19 protein-coding genes are annotated in these 22,260 nt (G+C 54.8%); 1 reads left to right on the forward strand and 18 read right to left on the reverse strand.

Annotated features, from left to right (window positions below; all coding sequences use genetic code 11):
* Nucleotides 1–136: 136 nt before the first annotated feature.
* The 10 genes from RGQ30_RS13730 to RGQ30_RS13775 form a co-directional block, all read right to left on the reverse strand.
* A complete protein-coding gene (locus RGQ30_RS13730; protein WP_130557681.1) occupies nt 137–424 on the reverse strand; it encodes a hypothetical protein in 288 nt (95 codons plus the stop codon).
* Between the two features lie 94 nt (nt 425–518).
* Entirely contained in the window at nt 519–923 is a 405-nt protein-coding gene (locus RGQ30_RS13735) for a polyhydroxyalkanoate granule-associated phasin (protein WP_130557680.1), read from the reverse strand.
* A gap of 97 nt (nt 924–1,020) precedes the next feature.
* Nucleotides 1,021–2,589, reverse strand: coding sequence for a PQQ-dependent sugar dehydrogenase (locus RGQ30_RS13740; protein WP_338284512.1), 1,569 nt, complete (start codon nt 2,587–2,589; stop codon nt 1,021–1,023).
* Nucleotides 2,590–2,604: 15 nt separating this feature from the next.
* Nucleotides 2,605–3,405 (reverse strand): acyl-CoA thioesterase, encoded by an 801-nt coding sequence (locus RGQ30_RS13745; protein ID WP_130557679.1) that lies wholly within the window; start codon nt 3,403–3,405, stop codon nt 2,605–2,607.
* Nucleotides 3,402–4,175, reverse strand: coding sequence for an enoyl-CoA hydratase (locus tag RGQ30_RS13750; protein WP_130557678.1), 774 nt, complete (start codon nt 4,173–4,175; stop codon nt 3,402–3,404). The genes RGQ30_RS13745 and RGQ30_RS13750 overlap by 4 nt, the downstream gene beginning before the upstream one ends.
* 99 nt (nt 4,176–4,274) lie before the next feature.
* Nucleotides 4,275–4,874: a hypothetical protein gene (locus tag RGQ30_RS13755; protein ID WP_130557677.1), complete on the reverse strand. Its 600-nt coding sequence runs from the start codon at nt 4,872–4,874 to the stop codon at nt 4,275–4,277.
* 139 nt (nt 4,875–5,013) lie between these two features.
* Nucleotides 5,014–6,213 carry an acetyl-CoA C-acyltransferase gene (locus tag RGQ30_RS13760; RefSeq protein ID WP_130557676.1) on the reverse strand — a complete coding sequence of 400 codons (1,200 nt, stop codon included), beginning with the start codon at nt 6,211–6,213 and terminating at the stop codon, nt 5,014–5,016.
* A gap of 11 nt (nt 6,214–6,224) precedes the next feature.
* Nucleotides 6,225–8,630, reverse strand: a complete 2,406-nt coding sequence (locus tag RGQ30_RS13765) for a 3-hydroxyacyl-CoA dehydrogenase/enoyl-CoA hydratase family protein (RefSeq protein WP_130557675.1) — start codon at nt 8,628–8,630, stop codon at nt 6,225–6,227.
* A gap of 77 nt (nt 8,631–8,707) precedes the next feature.
* Nucleotides 8,708–10,498 carry an acyl-CoA dehydrogenase C-terminal domain-containing protein gene (locus RGQ30_RS13770; RefSeq protein WP_130557674.1) on the reverse strand — a complete coding sequence of 597 codons (1,791 nt, stop codon included), beginning with the start codon at nt 10,496–10,498 and terminating at the stop codon, nt 8,708–8,710.
* A 16-nt stretch (nt 10,499–10,514) separates the two neighbouring features.
* Entirely contained in the window at nt 10,515–11,129 is a 615-nt protein-coding gene (locus tag RGQ30_RS13775) for a TetR/AcrR family transcriptional regulator (RefSeq protein WP_130557673.1), read from the reverse strand.
* A 253-nt stretch (nt 11,130–11,382) separates the two neighbouring features.
* Here RGQ30_RS13775 and RGQ30_RS13780 point away from each other — a divergent pair, with 253 nt between their 5' ends.
* Nucleotides 11,383–11,835: a DoxX family protein gene (locus RGQ30_RS13780; RefSeq protein WP_130557672.1), complete on the forward strand. Its 453-nt coding sequence runs from the start codon at nt 11,383–11,385 to the stop codon at nt 11,833–11,835.
* A gap of 16 nt (nt 11,836–11,851) precedes the next feature.
* Here the strand turns inward: RGQ30_RS13780 and pdeM are convergent, their stop codons facing one another.
* The 8 genes from pdeM to RGQ30_RS13820 are packed head-to-tail and all read right to left on the reverse strand — an operon-like array spanning nt 11,852 to nt 22,152.
* Nucleotides 11,852–12,502 (reverse strand): ligase-associated DNA damage response endonuclease PdeM, encoded by a 651-nt coding sequence (gene pdeM / locus RGQ30_RS13785; protein WP_130557671.1) that lies wholly within the window; start codon nt 12,500–12,502, stop codon nt 11,852–11,854.
* The gene (locus RGQ30_RS13790; RefSeq protein ID WP_130557670.1) at nt 12,499–15,177 is read right to left on the reverse strand and encodes a ligase-associated DNA damage response DEXH box helicase; all 2,679 of its coding nucleotides are present in this window, start codon (nt 15,175–15,177) and stop codon (nt 12,499–12,501) included. Before RGQ30_RS13790 ends, pdeM begins: the two co-directional genes overlap by 4 nt.
* Nucleotides 15,178–15,185: 8 nt before the next feature.
* Nucleotides 15,186–16,265: a tRNA 2-selenouridine(34) synthase MnmH gene (mnmH, locus tag RGQ30_RS13795; RefSeq protein ID WP_130557669.1), complete on the reverse strand. Its 1,080-nt coding sequence runs from the start codon at nt 16,263–16,265 to the stop codon at nt 15,186–15,188.
* Nucleotides 16,265–17,164 carry a DUF429 domain-containing protein gene (locus tag RGQ30_RS13800; RefSeq protein ID WP_130557668.1) on the reverse strand — a complete coding sequence of 300 codons (900 nt, stop codon included), beginning with the start codon at nt 17,162–17,164 and terminating at the stop codon, nt 16,265–16,267. Before RGQ30_RS13800 ends, mnmH begins: the two co-directional genes overlap by 1 nt.
* On the reverse strand, nt 17,161–18,909 hold the full coding sequence (locus tag RGQ30_RS13805) for an ATP-dependent DNA ligase (RefSeq protein ID WP_130557667.1): 1,749 nt from the start codon (nt 18,907–18,909) through the stop codon (nt 17,161–17,163). Before RGQ30_RS13805 ends, RGQ30_RS13800 begins: the two co-directional genes overlap by 4 nt.
* On the reverse strand, nt 18,906–19,991 hold the full coding sequence (locus tag RGQ30_RS13810; protein WP_130557666.1) for a ligase-associated DNA damage response exonuclease: 1,086 nt from the start codon (nt 19,989–19,991) through the stop codon (nt 18,906–18,908). The genes RGQ30_RS13805 and RGQ30_RS13810 overlap by 4 nt, the downstream gene beginning before the upstream one ends.
* A 26-nt stretch (nt 19,992–20,017) precedes the next feature.
* Nucleotides 20,018–21,367, reverse strand: coding sequence for a phospholipase D-like domain-containing protein (locus RGQ30_RS13815; RefSeq protein ID WP_130557665.1), 1,350 nt, complete (start codon nt 21,365–21,367; stop codon nt 20,018–20,020).
* Entirely contained in the window at nt 21,358–22,152 is a 795-nt protein-coding gene (locus RGQ30_RS13820) for an endonuclease/exonuclease/phosphatase family protein (protein WP_338284514.1), read from the reverse strand. Before RGQ30_RS13820 ends, RGQ30_RS13815 begins: the two co-directional genes overlap by 10 nt.
* Nucleotides 22,153–22,260 lie beyond the last annotated feature (108 nt).

Consider the following 22,260-nt stretch of genomic DNA (forward strand, 5'->3'; position numbering starts at 1 on the left):
TGAAAATATTGATTTTTACGCAATATTTTTAGAAATTTAATTATTAGAAATAAACCAACCATTGAGATAGCAAGTTTGAAGTTTTAAGAAATACCCGGAAAATTGCACCGGGCAAGTTCTAAACACTGGATTCAAACTATTTTTTATCTTGCGACATCAGCCATTCATTCAAGGCAGAAGCCACCAATTGATTGATTCCACCCTCGCAATGAAGGGCGTGGTCTCGGAGCCTATTGACCAATTCAGCGGGCAACCTGTAGTTGACGGAAATCAACTTGCTGGCAGGAATGTCAGCAGCTCGCTCACGTTTGCTAGCTGCTGCTTTGGATGACTGTCCAAAGCGGTCGGGCAAGCTTTCGGATTTCAGTGACCCGTCCAGCTTTTTGGCCATGTTTTTGGCCATGTCGGTGGATTTAAGCGCCATGGTATTCCTTCAGATCTAGACAAGTCGGGACCGAAGTATAGCGCCTGTTCAAGGCCAATGGTTAAATGAGGCAGCTTACTTTTTACCGCCGTGATCAACCACGCGACAAACGCTTGGCATTTGAAACCGCCTTGCGGTGCACGGGTGCAATTCCAGCAGACAAGACCTTGCTTGTTTCACGAGACAAGGCGGAAAGCGTGGAAGCCGCAGAAGGTTGCTTTCCTGCCACCATGGCAGTGGTCATCGCTGACATCATGGTTTGAGCAATGGCAAACTGGGATTTGTACATTTGCGCCCAAATGGCAGTCCAGGATTCATAGAAAGCAGTGACTTTTTCATCGCTCATTTGCTTGAATTCTTTTTGATCTCTGGCGGAAGGGTTGGCTCCCGCCAGTGCCATGCGGGTCACCCGTTGGGCAACCACTTGAGGCGCGGCGATAGAGAGTTCCAAAGCCTGTTTGGACAGGCGCGTACTGAGGGCTGGGTAAGATGATTTCATGAAGCGACAGTAGCACAAAAGACTGACGATCAATCAACAGTTTTATGATGTGGGTTGCCTCAGAACACGCAAAAAGACGACGGCTTCACGAGCTTGTTTATCGCGGAAGCACGCGCAGCAGTTTTCCTTCCGGATTGTCGGTAAGCAAATAAATGGCGCCATCGGGGCCGGTACGGATGTCGCGAAACCTCTCACCCACTTCTTTGAACAGCACCTCTTCTTCAGTGGCCTTGTTACCCTTCAACACCACGCGACTTACTTGCTGGGCCTTCAAGGCACCCACCAACAAGTTACCCTTCCATTGTGGAAAAAGATTGCCGTCGTAGACGGTCATGCCGGAGGGGGCGATCGACGGTACCCAGTAAATTGCGGGTTGCTGTGTACCATCAAACTCTTTAAAGGGTGAAATTTGAGCGCCGGTGTAATCAATGCCGTAGGTGGCTTTGGGCCATCCATAATTGACACCAGGATTGATGACATTGACCTCATCGCCGCCGCGAGGGCCATGTTCGTGTGCGACAAGGCGCTTGTTAACAGGGTCATAAGCAACACCCTGCACATTGCGATGTCCGTAGCTATATATCTCGGGCTTGGCGCCTGATGTTTTAACAAAAGGATTGTCTGCTGGCACTGAACCGTCCCGGTTGATCCGCACGATTTTGCCAAGATGATTTGACAGGTTCTGCGCTTCTTCGCGATAGCTGTAACCATCACCCAGTGTGACAATGAGGGTGTTGTCGGGCAACCAGACCATGCGCCCGCCGTAATGGGCACTGCCCGACTTGGCCATTTGGGAGCGGAATATTTCCTTGACGCCATCAAGCCCATCCGTGCCCAAGCGGGCCACAGACACACAGGTGTGGTTGGCACTGCGGGTACCACAGGCATAGCTCAAGAAAATCTGCTTGCTTTGAGCGAAATCAGGCGCTGGCAGCACATCGAACAGCCCGGCTTGCCCACCATAAAATACGGCGGGGACATTGCTCAAAGGCTTGGCCTGCAATTTTCCATCGCTGCCCAGCAAGCGCAGTCGCCCCGGCTTTTCGGTAATCAGCGCACGGCCATCGGGAAGAAAAGCAATGGACCATGGGCTTTCCAGGCCGTCTGCAAGCAGGTCGATTCTGTAGGGCTTGCTGGTCTGCGCAAGCGTTTGCTCTGCAGGCATCAACAAACCTGTGAGCAGTACGAAGGCAAGAATTGGGGAGGCCGTCAATTTACCGCGCTTTGACAAGACGGAAAACAGCGCCCCAGCCACTGCGGCGGCAGCTAGCATTGAGAACAGACCCACCACTGTACGGGTGGCGGCGATAAGTATTGGCATTGGTGCAATCATGTCGACTACCTTGAAAGTTACCCACAAACCCGCAACTGCCCCAAAGGTGCACCAGTAGATTCGCCATTTGAAAGAGGTCCATCTCGAGCACAACAGGGCAACGGCTTGGGACGCTGCAAAGCTGCATCCGAAAATGACCGCATACACGATGGAGAAGTTCCCCAAATCATGCAGCGTCGTCTCGAACCGAATGGGCAGCGGAATGTTGACCCCAAGATTTTGCAAGGCATACAGGTTGATCTGGGATTGCACCAAGGTACCCAACAAAACACCCAGTACCCACGCAATCAGGAAAGATTTTATCAGGGGTGTTTTGGCGCCTGAATTTCTCATGTCAGATTGACCCGCTCAACCATAGACCGCTACCACTTGATAGCCCAGCGAGGCCAATTGGCCATTGGGCGTCCACAGCTTGGCTGTTTGATTCACATACCCTTGCGCACCCGCTTTGGTTTCCATGTCGATCTGGAACCAGCCATCGCTGTTGATGTCTTTGGGCAGGGGCGGTAATTCCAAAGACCAGCTCACGGAACTGGCCATGACAGGGCCCTTGAAATGACTCAGGCAAGGGGTGGGTGGACCATCGCTGAGCATGACAATCAACACTTCAGGACTTAGATTTTTATCGATTGAACGGATGTAAATGCCACTTTCCCAGAATGGGGTGCCCATATAGGGAATGCTGCCCAAGGCCCAGCGCATTTCAATGTGCTGCAGGAAATTCGGGGTGATTTTTGGAATGAAAGGCAAAGCTGGAATGTCGTCAACAAGCTTGGGAAGCGGCTTGTGCTCCGGTGTCAGTAGCGGCAACGCCGTGTCGCGCGGTGCACCAAACACGCCGACGACCAAACCGGCCAGGGTTTCGTCGCTGTAAATTTCGCACTGGACCTGGCTGACACTCTTTCCCTGTCGAAGCAACCGGGTGCGGTACACAACATCACCCGCTGGCACAGGGCCCACAAAGTTGGTTTGAAGTGCACGCAGAGGCATGTCAATACCCAAGGTATCGCGCATGGCCACCACGGCCAAGGCGGACAGAAAACCGCCAAACATTGTTCGGCCCTGAGTCCAGTCGTCTGTGGCGGTGAAAGTTACTGTGTCGCCGTTCAGGCGACGGTTCGACAAAATCTCTGAAAGTGCGACGGTCATGCTTGGCCTTCAAACTGCTTGAAATTGGGTGCCCGCTTTTCTCCAAAAGCGCTGAATGCCTCCTGGGCAGGTTCTTGGGGAATCATGTTCATGAACAGCTTGCCTTCTTCTGCCATGATTTCCGCAACCTGGCTTTTGTTTGCAGACTTCAACAGGCGTTTGGTGGTCAGCAAACTGGTCAAGGGCAAGTCAAGCAATTTTTTCACTTGGGCCTGAACATGCGCTTCCAGCGCGTCAGGTTCCAGAACGTCAGAAATGATGCCGGTGTCGTAGGCTTTCAAGGCCGTGAACAAGTCACCAAGCAACAGCAACTCCGCCGCTTTCTGATAACCGGCGGAAATAGGAAGCAACAGACTTGAAGCCGCTTCGGGGCACAAACCCAACTTTACAAACGGCATGGAAAACTTGGCTGTGCTGGCGGCATACACCAGGTCACAATGCAGCAACAAGGTAGTACCAATTCCGATTGCCAGCCCCTGCACCTGGGCCACCACTGGTTTGGGAAAGACTGAAATCATGCGCAGGAAACGGAACACAGGTGCATCCAGCGAGGTCGGCGGGCTATTAAGGAAATCCCCCAGATCGTTGCCTGCTGAGAAACTGCCTTCGTGGCCTTTGATCAAGACCACTTTCACGCCACTGCTGTGGGTGGCGTCACGAAATGCATCGGCCAGTTCGACGTACATGGCATTGGTGAATGCGTTCTTGCGCTCAGGACGGTTGATGGTGATGGTCATCAAGCCGTTGTTGATTTCTGTTTGAATATCCATTGCTGGCCGTTACCCCAAATTAGGTACAAAGACCCATTCTAATACGGTCTGGCAACGATTTTCGGACAACCTCGCTTGGAAAAACGGGCTGCCCCGTTATCAAGGACTTGTAAGCTGACGCAAAACATTGACCACCCGGTTGCTGTCAGAGATCTGGTTCAGCATAATCATTTCCGCTTTGGCAATGATGTTGTGGGTGTTCACCGCCCGGTGGGCATGTGTGGCTTCAAAATGTTGTGCACTGGACAGCACTTGTTGTGCAAGGCCCTTGGTGAAATCAGCAATCTGTTTGCCCGTGGCGGGTTGGCCTTTTTCGTCCAGACGAAACAACCGTTTAACACGGGGCAGGTTGTATTGTTGAACAACGCTTTTCAACAAATTCCTGGTTTCATCAATTTCGCCGGCAAGTTTGCCCACAGCGTTTCGAAATTGTTGAGCATCCTCCTTGGCGATACTTAAATCTGCAGCAAGTTCACCTGCTGTGGCGGACAAGTCGCCATGTCGGGAACACAGCATTTGTGTGGGAGGTGCTGCATTGGCCACATAGACGAGTTTCCCTGCGTGTATTAATTGTGCATCCAGTGCGGCACTCAACTCTTTTGTTTTTTCCTGCAACGTTTTTACAAGTTGTGCATCAGCACGCATGCTGCATGCGTTGTTGCACCGATTCACTGTGTTACTGATCCCAAACCAACCCATGCTGATCTACTTCCTTGAAGTTGAAAACAGTGAGTAACGTTCGGCGTGCCTGGGTTCCCTGTAGTGAGCTTCTGACCATAAAAAAAGCACAGCCCCTTGTTTAGAAGCTGTGCTTTTTGTAACAACTCAAACGGTGAAATTACACGCGTTCGAAAATACCTGCTGCACCCATGCCTGTGCCGATGCACATGGTGACCATGCCGTACTTCAGGTTGTGCCTGCGCAGTGCATGCACCACAGTGGCTGCACGAATGGCACCGGTTGCACCCAGCGGGTGGCCCAGGGCGATTGCACCGCCCATTGGGTTTACCTTGGCGGGGTCCAGCTCCAGGTCTTTCATCACGGCAAGTGATTGCGCAGCAAAGGCCTCGTTCAGCTCAAACCAGTCGATGTCGCTGGTTTTAAGTCCTGCAGTTTTCAACACAGCAGGAATGGCTTCCTTGGGGCCAATGCCCATGATTTCCGGTGGCACACCACGCACTGCAAAACCGCGCCACTTGGCCAGCGGTGTCAGGTTGTAGCGCTTCACGGCTTCTTCAGACGCCAGAATCAGGGCACCTGCACCGTCGCTCATCTGCGAGCTGTTGCCAGCTGTCACTGAGCCCTTGGCTGCAAACACTGGGCGCAGTTTGGTCAAGCCTTCGATGGAAGAATCAGCACGGGGGCCTTCGTCCAGACCCACCACTTTGCTACTGGTCTTGATTTCACCAGTGGACAAGTCGGGGGTGGCTTTCACAACCGTGAACGGTGTGATTTCGTCGTTGAACTCGCCAGCCTGCTGGGCTGCGATTGCCTTCTTGTGGCTGTTCAAGGCGAATTCGTCTTGCGCATCGCGGCTGATGCCCCACTGCTGGGCAACCTTTTCAGCGGTCATGCCCATGCCGTAAGCAATGCCCAGGTTTTCATCTTTCTGGAAAATTGCGTTGTTGAATGAGGGCTTGTTGCCGCTCATGGGCACCATGCTCATGCTTTCAGCGCCAGCAGCAATCATGACTTCGGCTTCGCCCATGGCAATGGCGTTGGCTGCCATTGACACAGCGGTGATGCCGGATGCACAGAAGCGGTTGATGGTGACGCCACCCACTGTGTTGGGCAGGCCTGCCAGCAACACGGCGATGCGGGCCATGTTCATGCCCTGCTCGCCTTCGGGAAATGCACAACCTACGATTGCGTCGTTGATTGATGCAGGGTCGAGCGTTGGCACCTGGGCCATGGCGTTGGCGATGGCGTGCACCAGCAGGTCATCGGGGCGGGTGTCCTTGAACACGCCGCGTGGGGCCTTGCCAATTGGCGTGCGCGTTGCAGCGACGATGTAAACATCTTTACAAGTTTGAGCCATGTTTGCTCTCCTTAGTTACGTACAGGCTTGCCGGTTTGCAGCATGCCCATGATTCGTTCTTGTGTCTTGGGGTTGTCGAGCAACTTCACGAAGTGCTTGCGCTCCAGGTTCAGGAACCACTCTTCATCCACCAATGAGCCGGTTTCAATTTCGCCACCACACACCACTTCGGCGATCACGCAGCCCAGGTGGAAGTCGTATGCGGAAATGAAACCACCGTCACGCATGTTGACCAATTGCGCCTTGATGGTGGCGAAACCGGATTTGCCTGCGGCAGGCACACCCTTGATTTTGTGAGGTGGGCGATAGCCGCTGTCGAACATGGCGCGTGCGCGTGAAATGGCGACGTACAACAACTCGTGGCTGTTGAACACAATGGTGTCGGATTCCTTGATGAAGCCCAGGTCGCGACATTCCATGGCCGATGTGCCCACCTTGGCGGTTGCAGCGGTCATGAAGCCGTCTTTCAGGAAAGCTAGCACATCGGATGAGCCCGCTTTCTGTGCAGCCAAACCTGCGTTGACAGCAATTTCTTTCAAGCCACCGCCGCCAGGAATCAGGCCAACGCCCACTTCCACCAGGCCCATGTAGCTTTCAAGGTTGGCTACGCGTGCGGCGCAATGAATTGCGAATTCACAGCCACCGCCCAAGGCCAGGCCAGTTACAGCAGCCACGGTTGGAACCTGTGCGTACTTCAGTGCGGCAGTGCCTTTCTGGAATTCTGCCACCATGGGTTCGATGGCCTTGCCACCGCCTTGCATGAATGCAGGCAACATGGCCTGCAGGTCTGCACCTGCGGAGAAGGGTTCATCCGGGCTCCACAGTACCAGGCCTTTGTAGCTTTTCTCGGCCAGGGCAATGGCTTCGTGCGTGCCGGTGATGACATCGGGGCCAATGGCGTGCATCTTGGTCTTGATGGACAAAACCAAAACATCATCATGACCCGGTGCAGTCCAAATGCGAACTGCATCGTTTTCCTTGATCGTGGTGCCACCGTTGTGGCCAGTCACGGTTGTTTCGCCCAGTACCTTGGCGCGGAAAATCTGGCGCTGGTACACGGGCAAATCTTTGCGCGGAACGAACGCATTGGCAGCAGGGCTGAATGCGCCGGCTGTGCCGTACACACCACCGTTGTCAGCCACGGGGCCTTCAAATACCCAGGCAGGCAGAGGTGCATCGCACAGGGCTTCGCCCGCATCAATGTCAGCCTTCACCCATTCTGCAACCTGCTTCCAGCCGGCGGCTTGCCAGGTTTCGAATGGACCTTCTGTCCAGCCGTAACCCCAGCGCAGGGAGAAGTCCACTTCGCGCGCGGTGTCTGCAATTTCATTCAGGTGGAATGCAATGTAGTGGAATGCATCACGGAAAATCGCCCACAGGAATTTCGCCTGGGGATGCTCGGAAGCACGCAGTGCGGCCATGCGTTCAGCCACATTGCGGTTTTTCAGAATCTTCAGCACGGCTTCATCGGCCTTGCCTTCGGATGGCACATAGCTGCTGGTATTCGCATCGAACACCATGATCTGCTTGCCTTCTTTCTTGAAGAAGCCACCCTTGGTTTTTTGTCCCAGCGCGCCTTTTTCGACCAGCGCTTTCAACACGGCAGGTGTTGCATAGCTGGCAGCGAACGGGTCGTTGGGCAGTGTGTTTTGCATGGTTGCAATCACGTGGCCCATGGTGTCCAGACCCACCACGTCGGCGGTGCGGAATGTTGCGGACTTGGCGCGGCCCAGCTTGGAGCCAGTCAACTGGTCAACGATGTCGAAAGGAATGCCATATTTCTGTGCTTCAACCATGGTGGCCAGCATGCCGGCAACACCCACGCGGTTGGCCACGAAGTTGGGCGTGTCCTTGGCGGTGATGGTGCCTTTGCCCAAGGTGGTGGTCAGGAAAGTTTCCAGGTTGTCCAGAATGTCCTGACGTGTGGTGCTCAATGGAATGAGTTCGCACAGGTGCATGTAACGGGGGGGGTTGAAGAAGTGAACGCCACAGAAGCGGCTTTTCAATTCAGCGTCAAACCCTTCGCTCAGCTTGGCAATTGACAAGCCCGATGTGTTGGTTGCAAAAATTGCATTGGCATTGATGTGCGGAGCAACCTTTTTGTACAGGTCGTGTTTCCAGTCCATGCGTTCAGCAATCGCTTCAATCACCAGGTCGCAGCCCTGCAGCAATTCAAGATGCTCTTCGTAGTTGGCGGCCTGCACATATTGTGCAACGTCTTTCGCGCCAAACGGTGCGGGCTTTAGCTTGGTGAGGTTCAGAATGGCTTTGTCGACGATGCCGTTCTTGGGGCCTTCCTTGGCGGGCAGGTCAAACAGCACCACGGGCACTTTGGCATTGGCACAGTGGGCAGCAATTTGTGCACCCATCACGCCAGCGCCAAGCACGGCGACTTTGCGAACGATGAAATTGGACACGCGTGTCTCCTTCAGGTTAATTGGTTTCAACGCCCGCAGCCACATTTGGGCTGCGGGGTACTACTGGACAGGATTTCTTAGAACAGATCGGCTTCCATTTCCATCAAGCTGCTGGAACCGGCACGTGCCTTGCGAATCAGCATGGCAGTTTCGGGCAGCATTTTCTGGAAGTAGAAACGCGCTGTGTGGAGCTTGGCGGTGTAGAACTTGTCGCCACCGGATTGTTTTTCCAGTGCGATTTTCGCTGCTTTTGCGAAGAAGTAGCCGTAGAACAGGTGACCTACCACGCGCAGGTAATCCACGGCTGCAGCGCCCACTTCATCGGGGTTCTGCATGGCCTTGCCACCAATTTCCATGGTCAGCTTGCTGACCTTGTCGCCCAGGTCTGCCAAGGGCTCAATGAACTCTTTCATGGCTGGGTTGTTGGCTTCGGCTTCGCACAGTGCGCGCACCATCTTGCCAAACTTCATCAACTTGGCGCCACCGTCACCCAATACCTTGCGACCCAGCAGGTCCAGGGATTGAATGGTGTTGGTGCCTTCGTAGATCATGTTAATACGGCTGTCGCGAACATACTGCTCCATGCCCCATTCTGCAATGTAACCGTGACCACCGTACACCTGCATGCAATGCGATGTCGCTTCCCACGCGTTGTCGGTAATGAACGCTTTCACGATGGGCGTGGCCAGGGCAACCATTTCAGAAGCTTCCTTGCGCACTGCCTCATCGGGGTGGCTCAGTTCCTTGTCCAGTTCCAGCGCGGTCCACATGCACAGTGCGCGGCCACCCTCTGCGTAAGCACGGGTAGTCAACAGCATTTTGCGCACATCGGGGTGAACGATGATGGGGTCCGCAGGCTTGTCAGTGGCCTTGGGACCGGTCAATGAACGGCTTTGAATGCGGTCTTTGGCATAAACAACTGCATTCTGGTAAGCAATTTCTGTCAGGCCGAGAGACTGCATGCCAACGCCCAAACGGGCTGCGTTCATCATTACGAACATGGCCGCCAAACCGCGGTGGGGTTGACCAATCAGCCAGCCAGTTGCGCCGTCCAGATTCATCTGGCAGGTCGCATTGCCGTGAATGCCCATCTTGTGTTCGATGGCACCGCAGAAAATCGGATTGCGTGCACCCAGTGAGCCGTCTGCATTGGGAACGAACTTGGGTACCAGGAACAATGAAATTCCCTTGGTGCCCACAGGTGCGTCGGGCAGGCGGGCCAACACCAGGTGAATGATGTTTTCGGCCATGTCGTGTTCACCAGAGCTGATGAAGATTTTCGCGCCGGTGATCTTGTAGCTGCCATCGGCCTGTGGCTCTGCCTTGCTGCGCAGCATGCCCAGATCGGTACCGCAATGGGGTTCGGTCAGGCACATGGTGCCGGTCCATTCACCGCTGGTCAGCTTGGGTAGGTACAGGTCTTTCTGTTCCTGGCTGCCGTGCTCGTGCAGGCAATCGTAAGCGCCGTGTGTCAGGCCGGGGTACATGGTCCAGGCCTGGTTGGCGCTGTTCATCATTTCATAGAAGGCTTGATTCACTGTCACTGGCAGACCCTGACCACCGTAGGTGGGGTCGCAGCTCAGGGAGGCCCAACCGGCTTCCACGAACTGCTGATAGGCTTCTTTGAAACCTGTTGGCGTTTTCAGGGAATGATCAGCCTTGTTCAGGGTACAACCTTCTGTGTCGCCTACAGCGTTCAGTGGTTGCAGCACTTCCGCGCAGAACTTGCCACCTTCTTCCATGATCTGATTCATGGTGTCAGCGTCAATTTCTTCAAAGGCTGGAATGGCTTTGAAAGTGGATTCAGCGTTCAACATTTCGTGCAATACGAACTGCATGTCGCGAATTGGGGGCGTGTATTGGCTCATGTAAAGTCTCCTGGTACTACTGGCTCAGAGTTTCTGACTGGGTTTGCTGATAATGCTGAATCATGCGGTTAAATCCAGCGCTGGCTCGCTTCACCGACAAGGTATCGCCCATCAGGCGACCTTGTTGGTGGGCGGCCAGAATCAAACCCACCATCTCGAAAACGAGCTGGTCCGCATGGGCTTGGTTGGCTGGTAAATGGTTTTCCTCAATGGCCTGTGTTGTGGCGCGGTGCATTTCTTTTTGCCAGTCCCGGTGCATTTTCACCAGAACGTCCCGAACGGCACCTGGCCTGTCATCGTATTCTGTAGCGCCCGAGATGTAGATGCAACCGCTGTCGATTTCCTTGCCGACACGGTCCAGCCAGCGCATGAAAATTGCGCGCAACCGGGGCAATCCACGGGGTTCTTTCAAGCAAGGGAATAACACGGCGTTGATGAACTGTGTTTCATATTCCTGCAACACGGCAATCTGGAGTTCTTCACGTGAGCCAAAATGGGCAAACACACCACTTTTGCTCATGGCCATTTTTTCTGCGATAGACCCAATGGTCAACCCTTCGAGCCCTTGCGTGGACGCGATTTCTAGCGCCGCCTCAACAATGGCGGCTCGGGTTTGTTCACCTTTGCGCATATAAAATAGACCGAACGTTCGTTTTTTTATGAGTGTACGCTATTTCCGCAAAGATTTGGGAATGGGTCTGGTTAGAGAAATTATTCTAGGATCCATGCCATTCAGTTCCGGGCCAGGCCGTTGATCGAACAAAAAAATATATTCAAAATATTTGAACATTCAATGCAAAACTGACCAGTCGATTTCAATTCTCCTTACGTGCATCATTCACCCATCGATTCAATAAATCGCAACCACACTACGGAGAATTGAAATGACTTCAACAAGCAAAATCGCAAATGGCACCAGCACACTGGACACCGCGTTCACAAACGCAAGTAGCACAATCGCATTGATCGGAAGGGTGTTGCTGGCTGCCATGTTCGTCCTGGCCGGGATCGATAAAATAACAGGCTTTGAAGGCACCGCCGGCTACATTGCCTCGGTGGGGCTCCCCTTTGCTGAACTGCTTACCGTTGTGACGATTGCAGTGGAAATTGGTGCCGGTCTGGCCTTGATTGTCGGTTTCCAGGCCCGAATTGCCGCCTTGCTGCTGGCTGGTTTCACCTTGGCAGCATCGGTGCTGTTTCACAACTTTTGGGCCATGCCTGCAGAACAAGCTTACATTCAACAACTCATGTTCATGAAAAACCTGAGCGTGGCGGGTGGTCTGCTGATGATTGTGGCTTTGGGTGGTGGTGCGTTGGGAATCAGCAAAGGCAAATAAAAGTCATCACCAGTATTCACACCACTGGAAACACGAGCTCACCGGCTTGGGGCACCACCGCGAACCCACCGGTGAATTCGCCAAATGAAGGCAGAATCAGCTGATCTGATTTGAGGTAGAAGCAAGGCAAACGCGCACGGCTTCTGCCTTTGCCATTGAGCACCACCACAGGGTGCTCGTGGCCCGCCAAGGCAAGTGCACCGGGCACCGCTTGGGGGTGATGGCACAAGGCGAAACCACCCAGCATGAACGGTTCTTCAACCACCTGAATGTTCATATCAGCAGGCGGGTCACCTGCCTTGCTGTCGTGATTGCCACGAATCAATGTCATTTCAACGCCAGCATGCTGCATCCGCCAGTTCAGCAACTTGCCGAGCAGATCTGAATTGTGGGCCGCTTTGGCATGCAGCAAATCGCCTAGAAAATAAAGCGATGCCGGCTGAAACTCGGCAATGGCAGCAGACAAACGATCCAGGTTTTCCTGTGTGGTACCTGCAGGAACGGGCACACCCAGACTGCGAAAAGTGGCGGCCTTACCTAGATGAATATCGGCCACGAAAAGTGCGCGGTGACCCGGGTCAAAAATCAGTTTTCGACTAGACAAGGCAAGAGAGCCACCGGCTGTTTGAATGACATGGGTAGGCGACTTTTCGGACAGCAAAATCACGCTTGCGCCGCCTTTTCCAGCTCAGCAACCATGCGGGCGACCCGGTCACTCAATTTTTCTGTGCTGACCACCTCGCGCAGCCGCTCGATCAACAAGGGAAAAGCAAAGGGTGTCGGCCTTTCAATTTGCTTGAACACGAGGGTTTTGGTTTGGATGGACAGCAGCGCCTGTTCCATGCGTTTCAATTCCAGTTCCTGTTCCAGCGCTTCGCGCTGGGCCTGCCCCAGCAGCAGGTTGTGTTGATCATGCTTTTTGAACACCTCAAAAAACAAACCACTGGAGGCCTGCAGCTGCTTGGTGCTTTTCCCGGCACCCGGATATCCTTGAAACACGAGCCCCGAGATGCGTGCGATTTCCCGAAAACGCCGCTGAGCCAACTCGGACGCATTCAGGCAGTCCAGCACGTCCTGAAACAGGTTGTCTGTGGAAAAAAGGTGGGAATCTGCAAGGCGGGCGGGAATCCACTCAGCCCAGTTCACAGGTTCGGCGCTTAGCAACTCAAAACCATAATCGTTCATGGCGATTGAAAAGGTCCCCGGCTTGTGGCGCGAAGCCCGCCAGGCCAGCAGGCTGGCAAGCCCAATGTGGACCGTCCGCCCTTCGAAAGGGTACACAAACAGGTGGTGACCTTCCTTGCTGTGCAGTTCCTCGATCAGCAAATTCGTGGTGCTGGGCAGGGCGCTCCAGCGCATTTGCAAACCCAGCAAACCCTCAAGTGCATGCAGCTCAGGCAATGCCGGCTTTTTGCCTTTGTATAGGGCTTGATGCGCCACCTCAAGCATGTGCAGCGAAGCGTGTGCCAATTCACTACTCAAGGGCATTTTTCCACCCTGCCATTGGGGCACCGTGGCTTTTTTGCGGTTGGCTTTTCGCACATACGCGGTCATGTCGCGCACTTTTACCAACTCAAGTACCCGGCCTGCAAAACTGAAGCAATCGCCCGCCTTCAGCCGGGCAATAAAACCTTCTTCAATCGTACCCAGGCGGCCACCAGTCATCCAGGCCACGTGCATGGCTGAATCCGACACGATGGTGCCCACCGACATGGCGTGCCGACGTGCAATGTCGCGACGCGGCACGCGGTACACACCGGCATCGTCCATGGCCACACGCTGGTAGTCGGGATAGGCTGCAAGACTTTCACCGCCCTTCTCCACGAAGGCCACCGCCCAGTCAAACTGCGCCCGTGTCAGATTCCTGTAGGCATAGGTGGCGCGAACTTCAACATACAAATCATCGGGTTTGAAACCCGTACCCATCGCCACGGTGACCAGGTGCTGAACCAGCACATCCAAAGGGCAATCCGGGCTGAAACGCGATTCAATTTGCCGACGCTCGGCTGCGTGGCGTGCGGCGGCAGCCTCCAGTAATTCCAGTGCATTGGTGGGCACCACGGTAATTCGTGAAGGCCTTCCAGGTGCGTGGCCAGAACGCCCTGCACGTTGAAGCAAACGCGCCACACCCTTGGGCGAACCGATTTGAATCACCCTTTCAACCGGCAGAAAATCAACTCCCAAATCAAGCGACGAGGTACACACCACCGCTTTCAGCAGGCCGGTTTTCAAACCAGACTCGACCCAGTCACGAACTGACTTGTCCAGTGAACCATGGTGCAAGGCCAACAGCCCCGCATATTCCGGGCGTGCTTCCAACAGGGCTTGATACCAGATTTCCGCCTGTGACCGCGTGTTGGTAAACACCAGCGTGGAGGCCGACTGGTCGATTTCTCGGGCCACAAATTCAAGTTGGGTCAAACCCAGGTGACCGCCCCAGGGAAAACGCTCAAACGTATCGGGGATCAAGCTGTCGATCATCAATTGCTTGGGTAGTTTGCCTTGAACCAGTACTGGCTTCTTCTTCGCTGTCACCGGGTGCAGCAGCACATCCATCGCCAAGGGCAAATTGCCCAAAGTGGCACTCAAGCCCCACACCTGCAAACCAGGATTCATTTGGGCAAGCCGGGCAATGGCCAACTGCAATTGCACGCCTCGTTTGTTGCCGATCAGCTCATGCCATTCATCCACCACCAGTACTTGCAACTTGCTCAAGTTTGGCTGGCTGCTGGCGCGCGTGAACATCAGGGTCAGGCTTTCGGGGGTAGTCACCAAAGCAAATGGAGGTTTGCGCAATATGGCAGCCCGCGTTGCGGAATCGGTGTCGCCGGTTTGAAGTGCCACCTCGCAGTCGCCGGCCAGTGCTGCAACTGATTTTTGCAAGGCCTTGGCGCTGTCAGCAGCCAGGGCTCGCATGGGTGTAATCCACATCACGCGTGTGGCGGCTCCGCGTTGCTTGGGCAAGCGCGCAACTGCCAGCAAGGCGCCCAGCCACACAGCGAGGGTTTTTCCAGCACCCGTGGTGGCATGCAACAAACCACTTCGGCCACCTTGCATGGCATTCCACACTTCCTGCTGATAGTGGAATGGCGACCAGTCTTGTGCTGCAAACCAGTCTTGGATTCTTTCGATAGTCAAGGCTGAAAGGGGTGATAGGTCTGTGGAGGTTACCGGGAAAGGGGCAACAACAGGACCAACATTCTCTGTGCCTGCTTGCTCAGCGGTGGCAACATCCGTGGCAACGTTGGCAGCCGTCGCGGCCGCCTTTTTTTGTTTGCGGCGCAGTGCTTTCAGTTGGGTTCCCACATTGGGACCGGGTGGAAGTCCCCGAAAATCCGACATGATCCGGTTCAGTCCGACAACAATTCTGTCGCCGCCAGGCTTAACTCGGCAGTGCTCAACTGGCTTAGATCCAGCGTACGGGCCTGCGCAAAACCACTCAAATTGTGCGGAGTTGACCGGGTATAACTGGGGTCGTAATGCATCACCAAAAGCTCTGTGACCAAGGTGTTCCATTCCCCCTTCTCTGCCCATTCCTTCCAGCGGTTGATTACCGCATGGCCATGCAGGCGAAACAGGTAATCAAGCTGGGTTTGCAGGCTGACTGGGTCTTTCAGAAAATAATCATAATCGCGAAGCAGAAAATCGACCCGTGCCTCAACAGGGGCGTGGATCTGAATTACCTCGCCACTGGCTGCCATGGCATCGAACAAAGCCTCAGGCAAACGCAGCTTCCCGATCTTCTTGCTTTCTGCTTCGATAAAAACGGGTTTGGCCACATCAAACTGGCGCAGGGCATTCCAAACCCGGCTTTCAAACATTTTTTGCGCAGGCTGTGGCTGATTGGGCAACACACCCAACACTGAACCTTTGTGACAGGCCAAACCCTCCAGGTCCAGAACTTGCCCACCCTGGGCTGCGATCTGTTCAAGCAAGCGACTTTTTGCACTGCCGGTTGCACCGCAGATCACCCGATACCGGAACGCTTTCGGCAACTCGGCCAGCTCGTTCAACACCAAACCGCGGTACACCTTGTAACCGCCGTGCAGTTGACTGGCCTGCCAACCCACCTGCCTCAAAATGTGGGTCATCGCGCCCGATCGGCTGCCGCCGCGCCAGCAATAAATCAGCGGGCGCCAGCTTTTTTCATGCTGACAAAACTGTTCCTCCAGGTGGCGGGCAATATTCTTCGCCACCAGTGCAGCACCCACTTTCTTGGCATCAAAAGGTGACACCTGCTTGTACAAGGTACCCACCCTGATGCGCTCTTCATTGCTGAGCACAGGGCAATTGATGGCACCGGGCACGTGGTCTTCCTCGAACTCGGCGGGCGAACGCACATCAATAATCTGAGCGTACTCAAACAGCTGGTCGGTTGAAACAATTTCCGGATTTCTCACTGCAGGCCTTGGAAGAATAAGTGCTGACATTATAACGGGGGCACTCCGGCAATCCAGCCTTCAACCGGATCAATCAACTTGGGCAAACCGTAATGGGAATCGGCCCGCTTGGCAGCCCAGGCCGCAACCAAACAGCACAGCACGGCATCCAGGTGGTCTGCCTTCACATCGTCCAGCAGTTTGGCGCGCAGGTATGGGCGCACCTGCACCTTGATCCCGAACAACATGCCCTCTTCCAGAGCGCACAACAGTTCGGAACGCGCCATGCGCCGGTCGGCCGTGTCCTTTTTTGGATCATCACTTTTATAGCTGGCACGGTTCAACACCTTGCGTGCCAGGTAACCTGGATAGGCCTCCAGTGCAACACGGGTTTTGTCACCCCGCTGCATGCCGGGTATGTGTACACCGGCTTTCATCAACAAGGGCGCCCCTGCGTGCAACATGTAGGCCACTGGCGGGTTGACCCATTTCATGGAAGGAGAAGAACCTGCCGGGCCATCGCAATCACGGTGGGCAAACTTGTGCCCAACAGGGCGTGCATCACACCACGCTTTGAAGGTGGCGCGAATTTGCTCACGGCTTAGCTTGCTGTAAAAATTGATCAGGTCTGACCAAGCTTGGAAGTCAGTGCGCCCGGCACCCGGCCATTTCAAGCCTTCCACCAGTTTGCGCGACAAACCAAACGGCATGTCAATGGCCGCCACAAAGCCCAATTGTTCCAGTGGGCCTGCCGCCCGTTCAAACTTTCCAAAAGCCTGCGGACCTTCTTTCAGCAAGGTTTCAAATTCAGCCAGCGTGGTCAGCGACATCAGTTCATCCACAGCCAACACAGCACCTTGCCATTGACCAACGGCCACGGCGACCGGCTTTTTTTTGCTGGGGCTGCTGGAAAAATCAATGCCCAGCAGGCGACTGTTCTCGGGATTCAAACTGCATTCTCCGGGGGCAACAAAGCTTCGAGCACCGCGAGGTGGTCGGCTTCATGTAGGGGTTTGTCATGGCGAATGCGAAGCATACGCGGAAACCTCACAGCCACGCCGCTTTTGTGTCGGGTTGAACGTGAAATCGCCTCGAAGCCCAACTCGAACACCAGTACAGGCACAACGGTGCGGACCGGGCCAAACTTGTCCACAGTGTGCTTTCGGATCACCCGGTCAACTTCCTTGAATTCTTCATCTGTCAAACCGGAATAGGCCTTGGCGAAAGGCACCAAACGCGGCAAACCACGGGCTACTGTATCTTCAACCTTCTCGCCCTTGGCGATGGCTTGCGCCACTTCCTGCGCCTGCGCAGCGTTAGTAGGCGGCGTGTCCCACACGGCGAAGGTGTAATCGGTGTATAAGCTGGCGCGGCGGCCATGACCACGTTGCGCATACACCAACACGCAATCGGCAGTCATCGGGTCAATTTTCCATTTCCACCACAGGCCGTCGGCCTTGGTGCGGCCCACACCATAGTGTGAATTGCGGTGCTTCAGCATGAAACCTTCCACTCCCCGCACACGGCTTTCCTCCCTCAGCACTTTGAGGCTGCTCCAACTGTCCGCATTCACCAGTTCAGACAACAAAAAACGCGGCATGCCATTGGCCTGGCTTTGTTCGCTGTAGGCTGCATGGAACGCTTCAAGCTGCTGCCTGCGCTCATACTGCGGGCTTTGCACCCGGTTTTGCCCACTCAACCGCAACAGGTCGTAGGCCAGAAATATCACTGGCGCATCGGCCATCAACTTCTTGCTGACCACCTTGCGGTTCAAGCGACCCTGCAAAGCGTTGAAACCAGCAGGGGCTTCACCCTGCCACACCAGAATTTCACCATCGAGAATGCTGCCGTCCGGCCAATGTGCAAAGGCTTCCTGCAATTCCGGAAACTGTTCGCTCACCAATTCTTCGCCGCGCGACCACACCCAGACCTGCCCGTTGTCCTTCACCACTTGGCCGCGAATGCCATCAAATTTCCATTCCACCAGCCAATCATCTACATCGCCGAGAATTTCAGGTTCTTCCTGCAAAGGATGCGCCAGAAAAAAGGGCAAAGGCTGACCAGTTCGGCCCGTGTGCATGTCATCAGCACTGGCTGTTTCCGGCTCAACCAAAGCCAGAAATTGTTCAGCGCCAGGCTGGTTGCTCGCATCGGCAAAACCCATCATTCGGGTGGCCACCACCTTGGCATCCAACCCTGAAAGTTGAGCCAGTGCCCGCGTGACCAGCAACTTCGACACCCCAACGCGAAAACCACCGCCCACAAGTTTCACAAACAGAAACCGCTCAGCCGCGGTCAACTCACTCCAACAGATTTTTACTGCTTCAATGCGTTCATCATCAGGTAACGCGCGCAGGGGCAGGATGCGGTGCTGCATCCACCAGGCCAAACCCTGAGAGTGATTGACTGCATTGGGAGCTGCGGGCAACACGTGGGCGATGGTCTCGGCCAAATCACCCACCGCCTGGTAGCTTTCTTCAAATAGCCAGTCGGGCAGCCCGCTGACCTGCAAAGCCACCTCCCGCAAGGTGCGGGTGGGTACCGTGCGCTTGGGTTTTCCGCCTGACAAAAAGTAAACTGCCCAAGCCGCATCTTCTGCAGGAGCTTTGTCAAAATAGGCCCGCAACACCTGCAGCTTGTGCAAGGTCGAAGTGGACCCGTCCAGTTGGGCAAACAGTTCGGCAAACTGCTTCATGCGGCGGGACCCGCAGCGTGATCAACCGGGCCAGTGGCGGTAGCAAGCAGACCCGGCGTATTTTCAACGCCTTCCTTTTCAACGTCTTCTTTTTCATCGCTGTCACCGCCGTATTCAGTGACAAACGACCGGGCATTCAAACCTTGTTCCTGCAACCAGCGCACCATCACCTGCACGTAGCCGTGGGTCACAATCACCTGTTCTGCACCTGTAGCACCAATGGCCCGCATCAAGCCAGGCCAATCTGCATGGTCAGACATCACAAAACCGCGGTCCATGTTGCTTCGCCTGCGCCCACCCCGCAGCAGCATCCATCCCGAGGCGAACGCATCCGAATAGGCATTGCCAAAGCGCTTCATCCAGGCGGCGCCTTGTGCCGCTGGTGGCGCAATGGCCAGGCAGTTCTTGTAGATTGATTTGTCTTGCACGTCGCTCACCATCACCGTGGGGGGCAAGGCAACACCTGCATCGCGGTAAGCCTTGTTCAGGCCCTCGCAGGCACTGTGGCACACAATGGGCCCTATGGACGGATCCACCCCGGCCAATATTCGCTGCGCCTTCCCGAAGGAATAACCGTACAACACACTGGCTTTACCCTGCGCGGCATTGGCTGCCCACCAGGCATTGATTTCGGCATAAATTTCCGCATCACTGCGCCAGCGGTAGATGGGCAAACCAAAAGTTGATTCGGTGATAAAGGTGTGGCATGTCACAGGTTCGAATGCTTCGCAGGTCAGATCAGGGGCCACCTTGTAGTCGCCGCTGGCCACCCACACTTCGCCCTGGTATTCAAGCCTGATCTGGCAGGAACCCAGCACATGCCCAGCCGGGTGCAGGGAGATTTTCACACCGTTGTGGACCGTGCTGCCGCCATAGGGCAGCGTATCGAGTGCGATTTTCCCCAGCCTGGCTCTCAACACACCCTCACCGGGTGCAGCACACAGGTAGTGGTTGTGGCCCACCCGGGCATGGTCTGCATGCGCATGCGTAATAATGGCACGGTCCACCTTTCGCCACGGGTCGATGTAAAAATCACCCGGTGGGCAATACAGACCTTCCGGCCGACTAACTACCAAATCCATGCGGTACAACCTTCCTGTTCACTTCGCTAATACCGGCTGCCAAAACCACCCAGAAACACAGCCAGCAACATCAATTTATAGCACACCCAACTGAACACCCTTTCAGTCAAGGGTCGCTGTGCGTGGGCTTCGGCCTGTATGGGTCGACTACCTTTTTCAATTGCACGCAACAACTCCGTTTGCAACTGTTGAGCAAACTCGCGGTTGTACACAATCACATTCGCTTCGCGGGCAAACAGGCAACTCAGCGGATCCAGGTTGGATGACCCAACCGTGGCCCACTGCCCATCCACCACGGCCACCTTGGCATGCAGAAAACTCGGCAGGTATTCATAGATATCAACGCCAGCCTTCAGAAGACTGGAATACAGGCTTTGCGTTGCGTAATGCTGAAACCGGTATTCAACCCGCCCCTGCAACAGCAATTGCACGTGCACCCCACGCCCACGCGCAGCCAACAGGGCTTTGCGCAATTTGTTGCCCGGCAAGAAATAGGCGTTGCTCAACACCACAGAACGCTGGGCCTTGCCAATGGCCTGCAAATAGGCGCGTTCAATGCGACGTTGCAAACGAAAATTGTCCCGTACAGCCAGTTGCACTTTCACGGAGCCAACCGGTTTTGGTTTTGTCATGCCACGCTGATTGATCAAGGTGTGTTGCAACTGGCGCGACCTTTCTTTCCACCAGTTCGACCTGAAGGTGTCGGTGACCTGCCCGCCAGGGCCGATCTGCAACCACAACCAGTCCATGTTGTGCCAAATGTCTTGCACAACAGGCCCTTGCAACTGCACGGCAAAGTCGTAGCGAGGCCCCAAATCTTGATCCAGCAAATCCTTGTTGACTGTCATGGCTTCAGCCCGCATGCCCCCAGAAGCACCCCAGCTTCTTGTCTTCTTTCTCTGGGCACGCTCAGTGGCCCGTTGCAGCTCACCCAGTTCGCCGGTGTGGTTCATGTCATCAATCAGGTTAATGCCACCCACAAAAGCAATTTGATTGTCCACTGCGATGATCTTGCGGTGCATGCGGCGCAATCGTCGGGGATTGGGCTGAAACAGGAAGCCTTCCGGCCTGAATACACGCACCTCGACACCCTGTGCAAGCAGCCCGGGTACCCAGGCCTTCACACCCTCTTGCCCGCCAAATCCGTCCAGCACGAGACATACTTTTACACCACGCTCAGCCGCCTTGCACATCGCCGCATGAAAAGCCTCACCAGCAGGGTCGTTCGCAAAAATATAGGTTTCAATGCGCACTTCACTTTGCGCACCTTCAATGGCCTTCAGCGCCTTGGGGAACAGCTGTGCCCCGCCGATCAACAACTCCACCACATTGCCGTCCCGCTCAGGCGCTGGGGCAGGCAACAAATTCAGGGCCATGTGAATTCCAGGTCAACCACAAAGGGCGCATGGTCAGACAACTTGGCCCAGGCAGGGCCATGCAGAACAGCAGCCTCATGCACCTTGAAGCCTCGCGCGAACACGCGATCCAGACCCAATACCGGGAAGCGACTGGGAAAGCTGCCTACGCGCGCCAAGCGATTGTTCTTGTCCAAGGGCATGACTTCTTTGGCATTCAAACCTTGCTGCAACACAGGCCCCAAACGACGTTGCCAGTCATTGAAATCACCCGCGACTACCAATGGCATGTTGGGGGGAACATGGCTGCCCACATGCTCAATCAGTTTGTTGGCCTGTCGAACCCGACTGCGATACAGCAAACCGAAATGCGCAACCATGGCATGCATGGGGCCAGCAGGTGTTTTTACGCAGCAATGCAGCAAGCCACGCTGCTCCAGGCGGTGATCCGACACATCCTGGTTAAGCATCCATTCAATTTCATAGCGGGACAACAAAGCGTTGCCATGGTGACCATGTGAATACACCGCATTCATGCCATAAGCTGTGAAATACTGCTGGCTGGCGTGGCCCAGCAAGTCATCAATTGCCGAAGGCGCCTGGGCAAGAAATTCGTGCTGCCCCACTTCAGGCCACTGCTCGAACTTGCCCGCATGTTTGTCGTGCCGCCCCTGTACCTCCTGCAAAAAAACCAGGTCCGCATTCATGGCATGGATCTGTTCGCGCAAGGCATGAATAGTCAAGGCCGGCTTGCGCAGGCCCATGACGCCTTTGTGGATGTTGTACGTCGCGATTCGAAGTCGCATCAATTGCCAACCTTAAAGAATTTGTCGGTAATTTGACTATATAAACTCAAAGGCGTCACACCCGTTGGGTATTGTCACCTATTAGGGTTAGCCCTTAGACTAAGTTTG

Source organism: Limnobacter thiooxidans (genome assembly GCF_036323495.1).
Classification (GTDB): Bacteria; Pseudomonadota; Gammaproteobacteria; order Burkholderiales; family Burkholderiaceae_B; genus Limnobacter; species Limnobacter thiooxidans.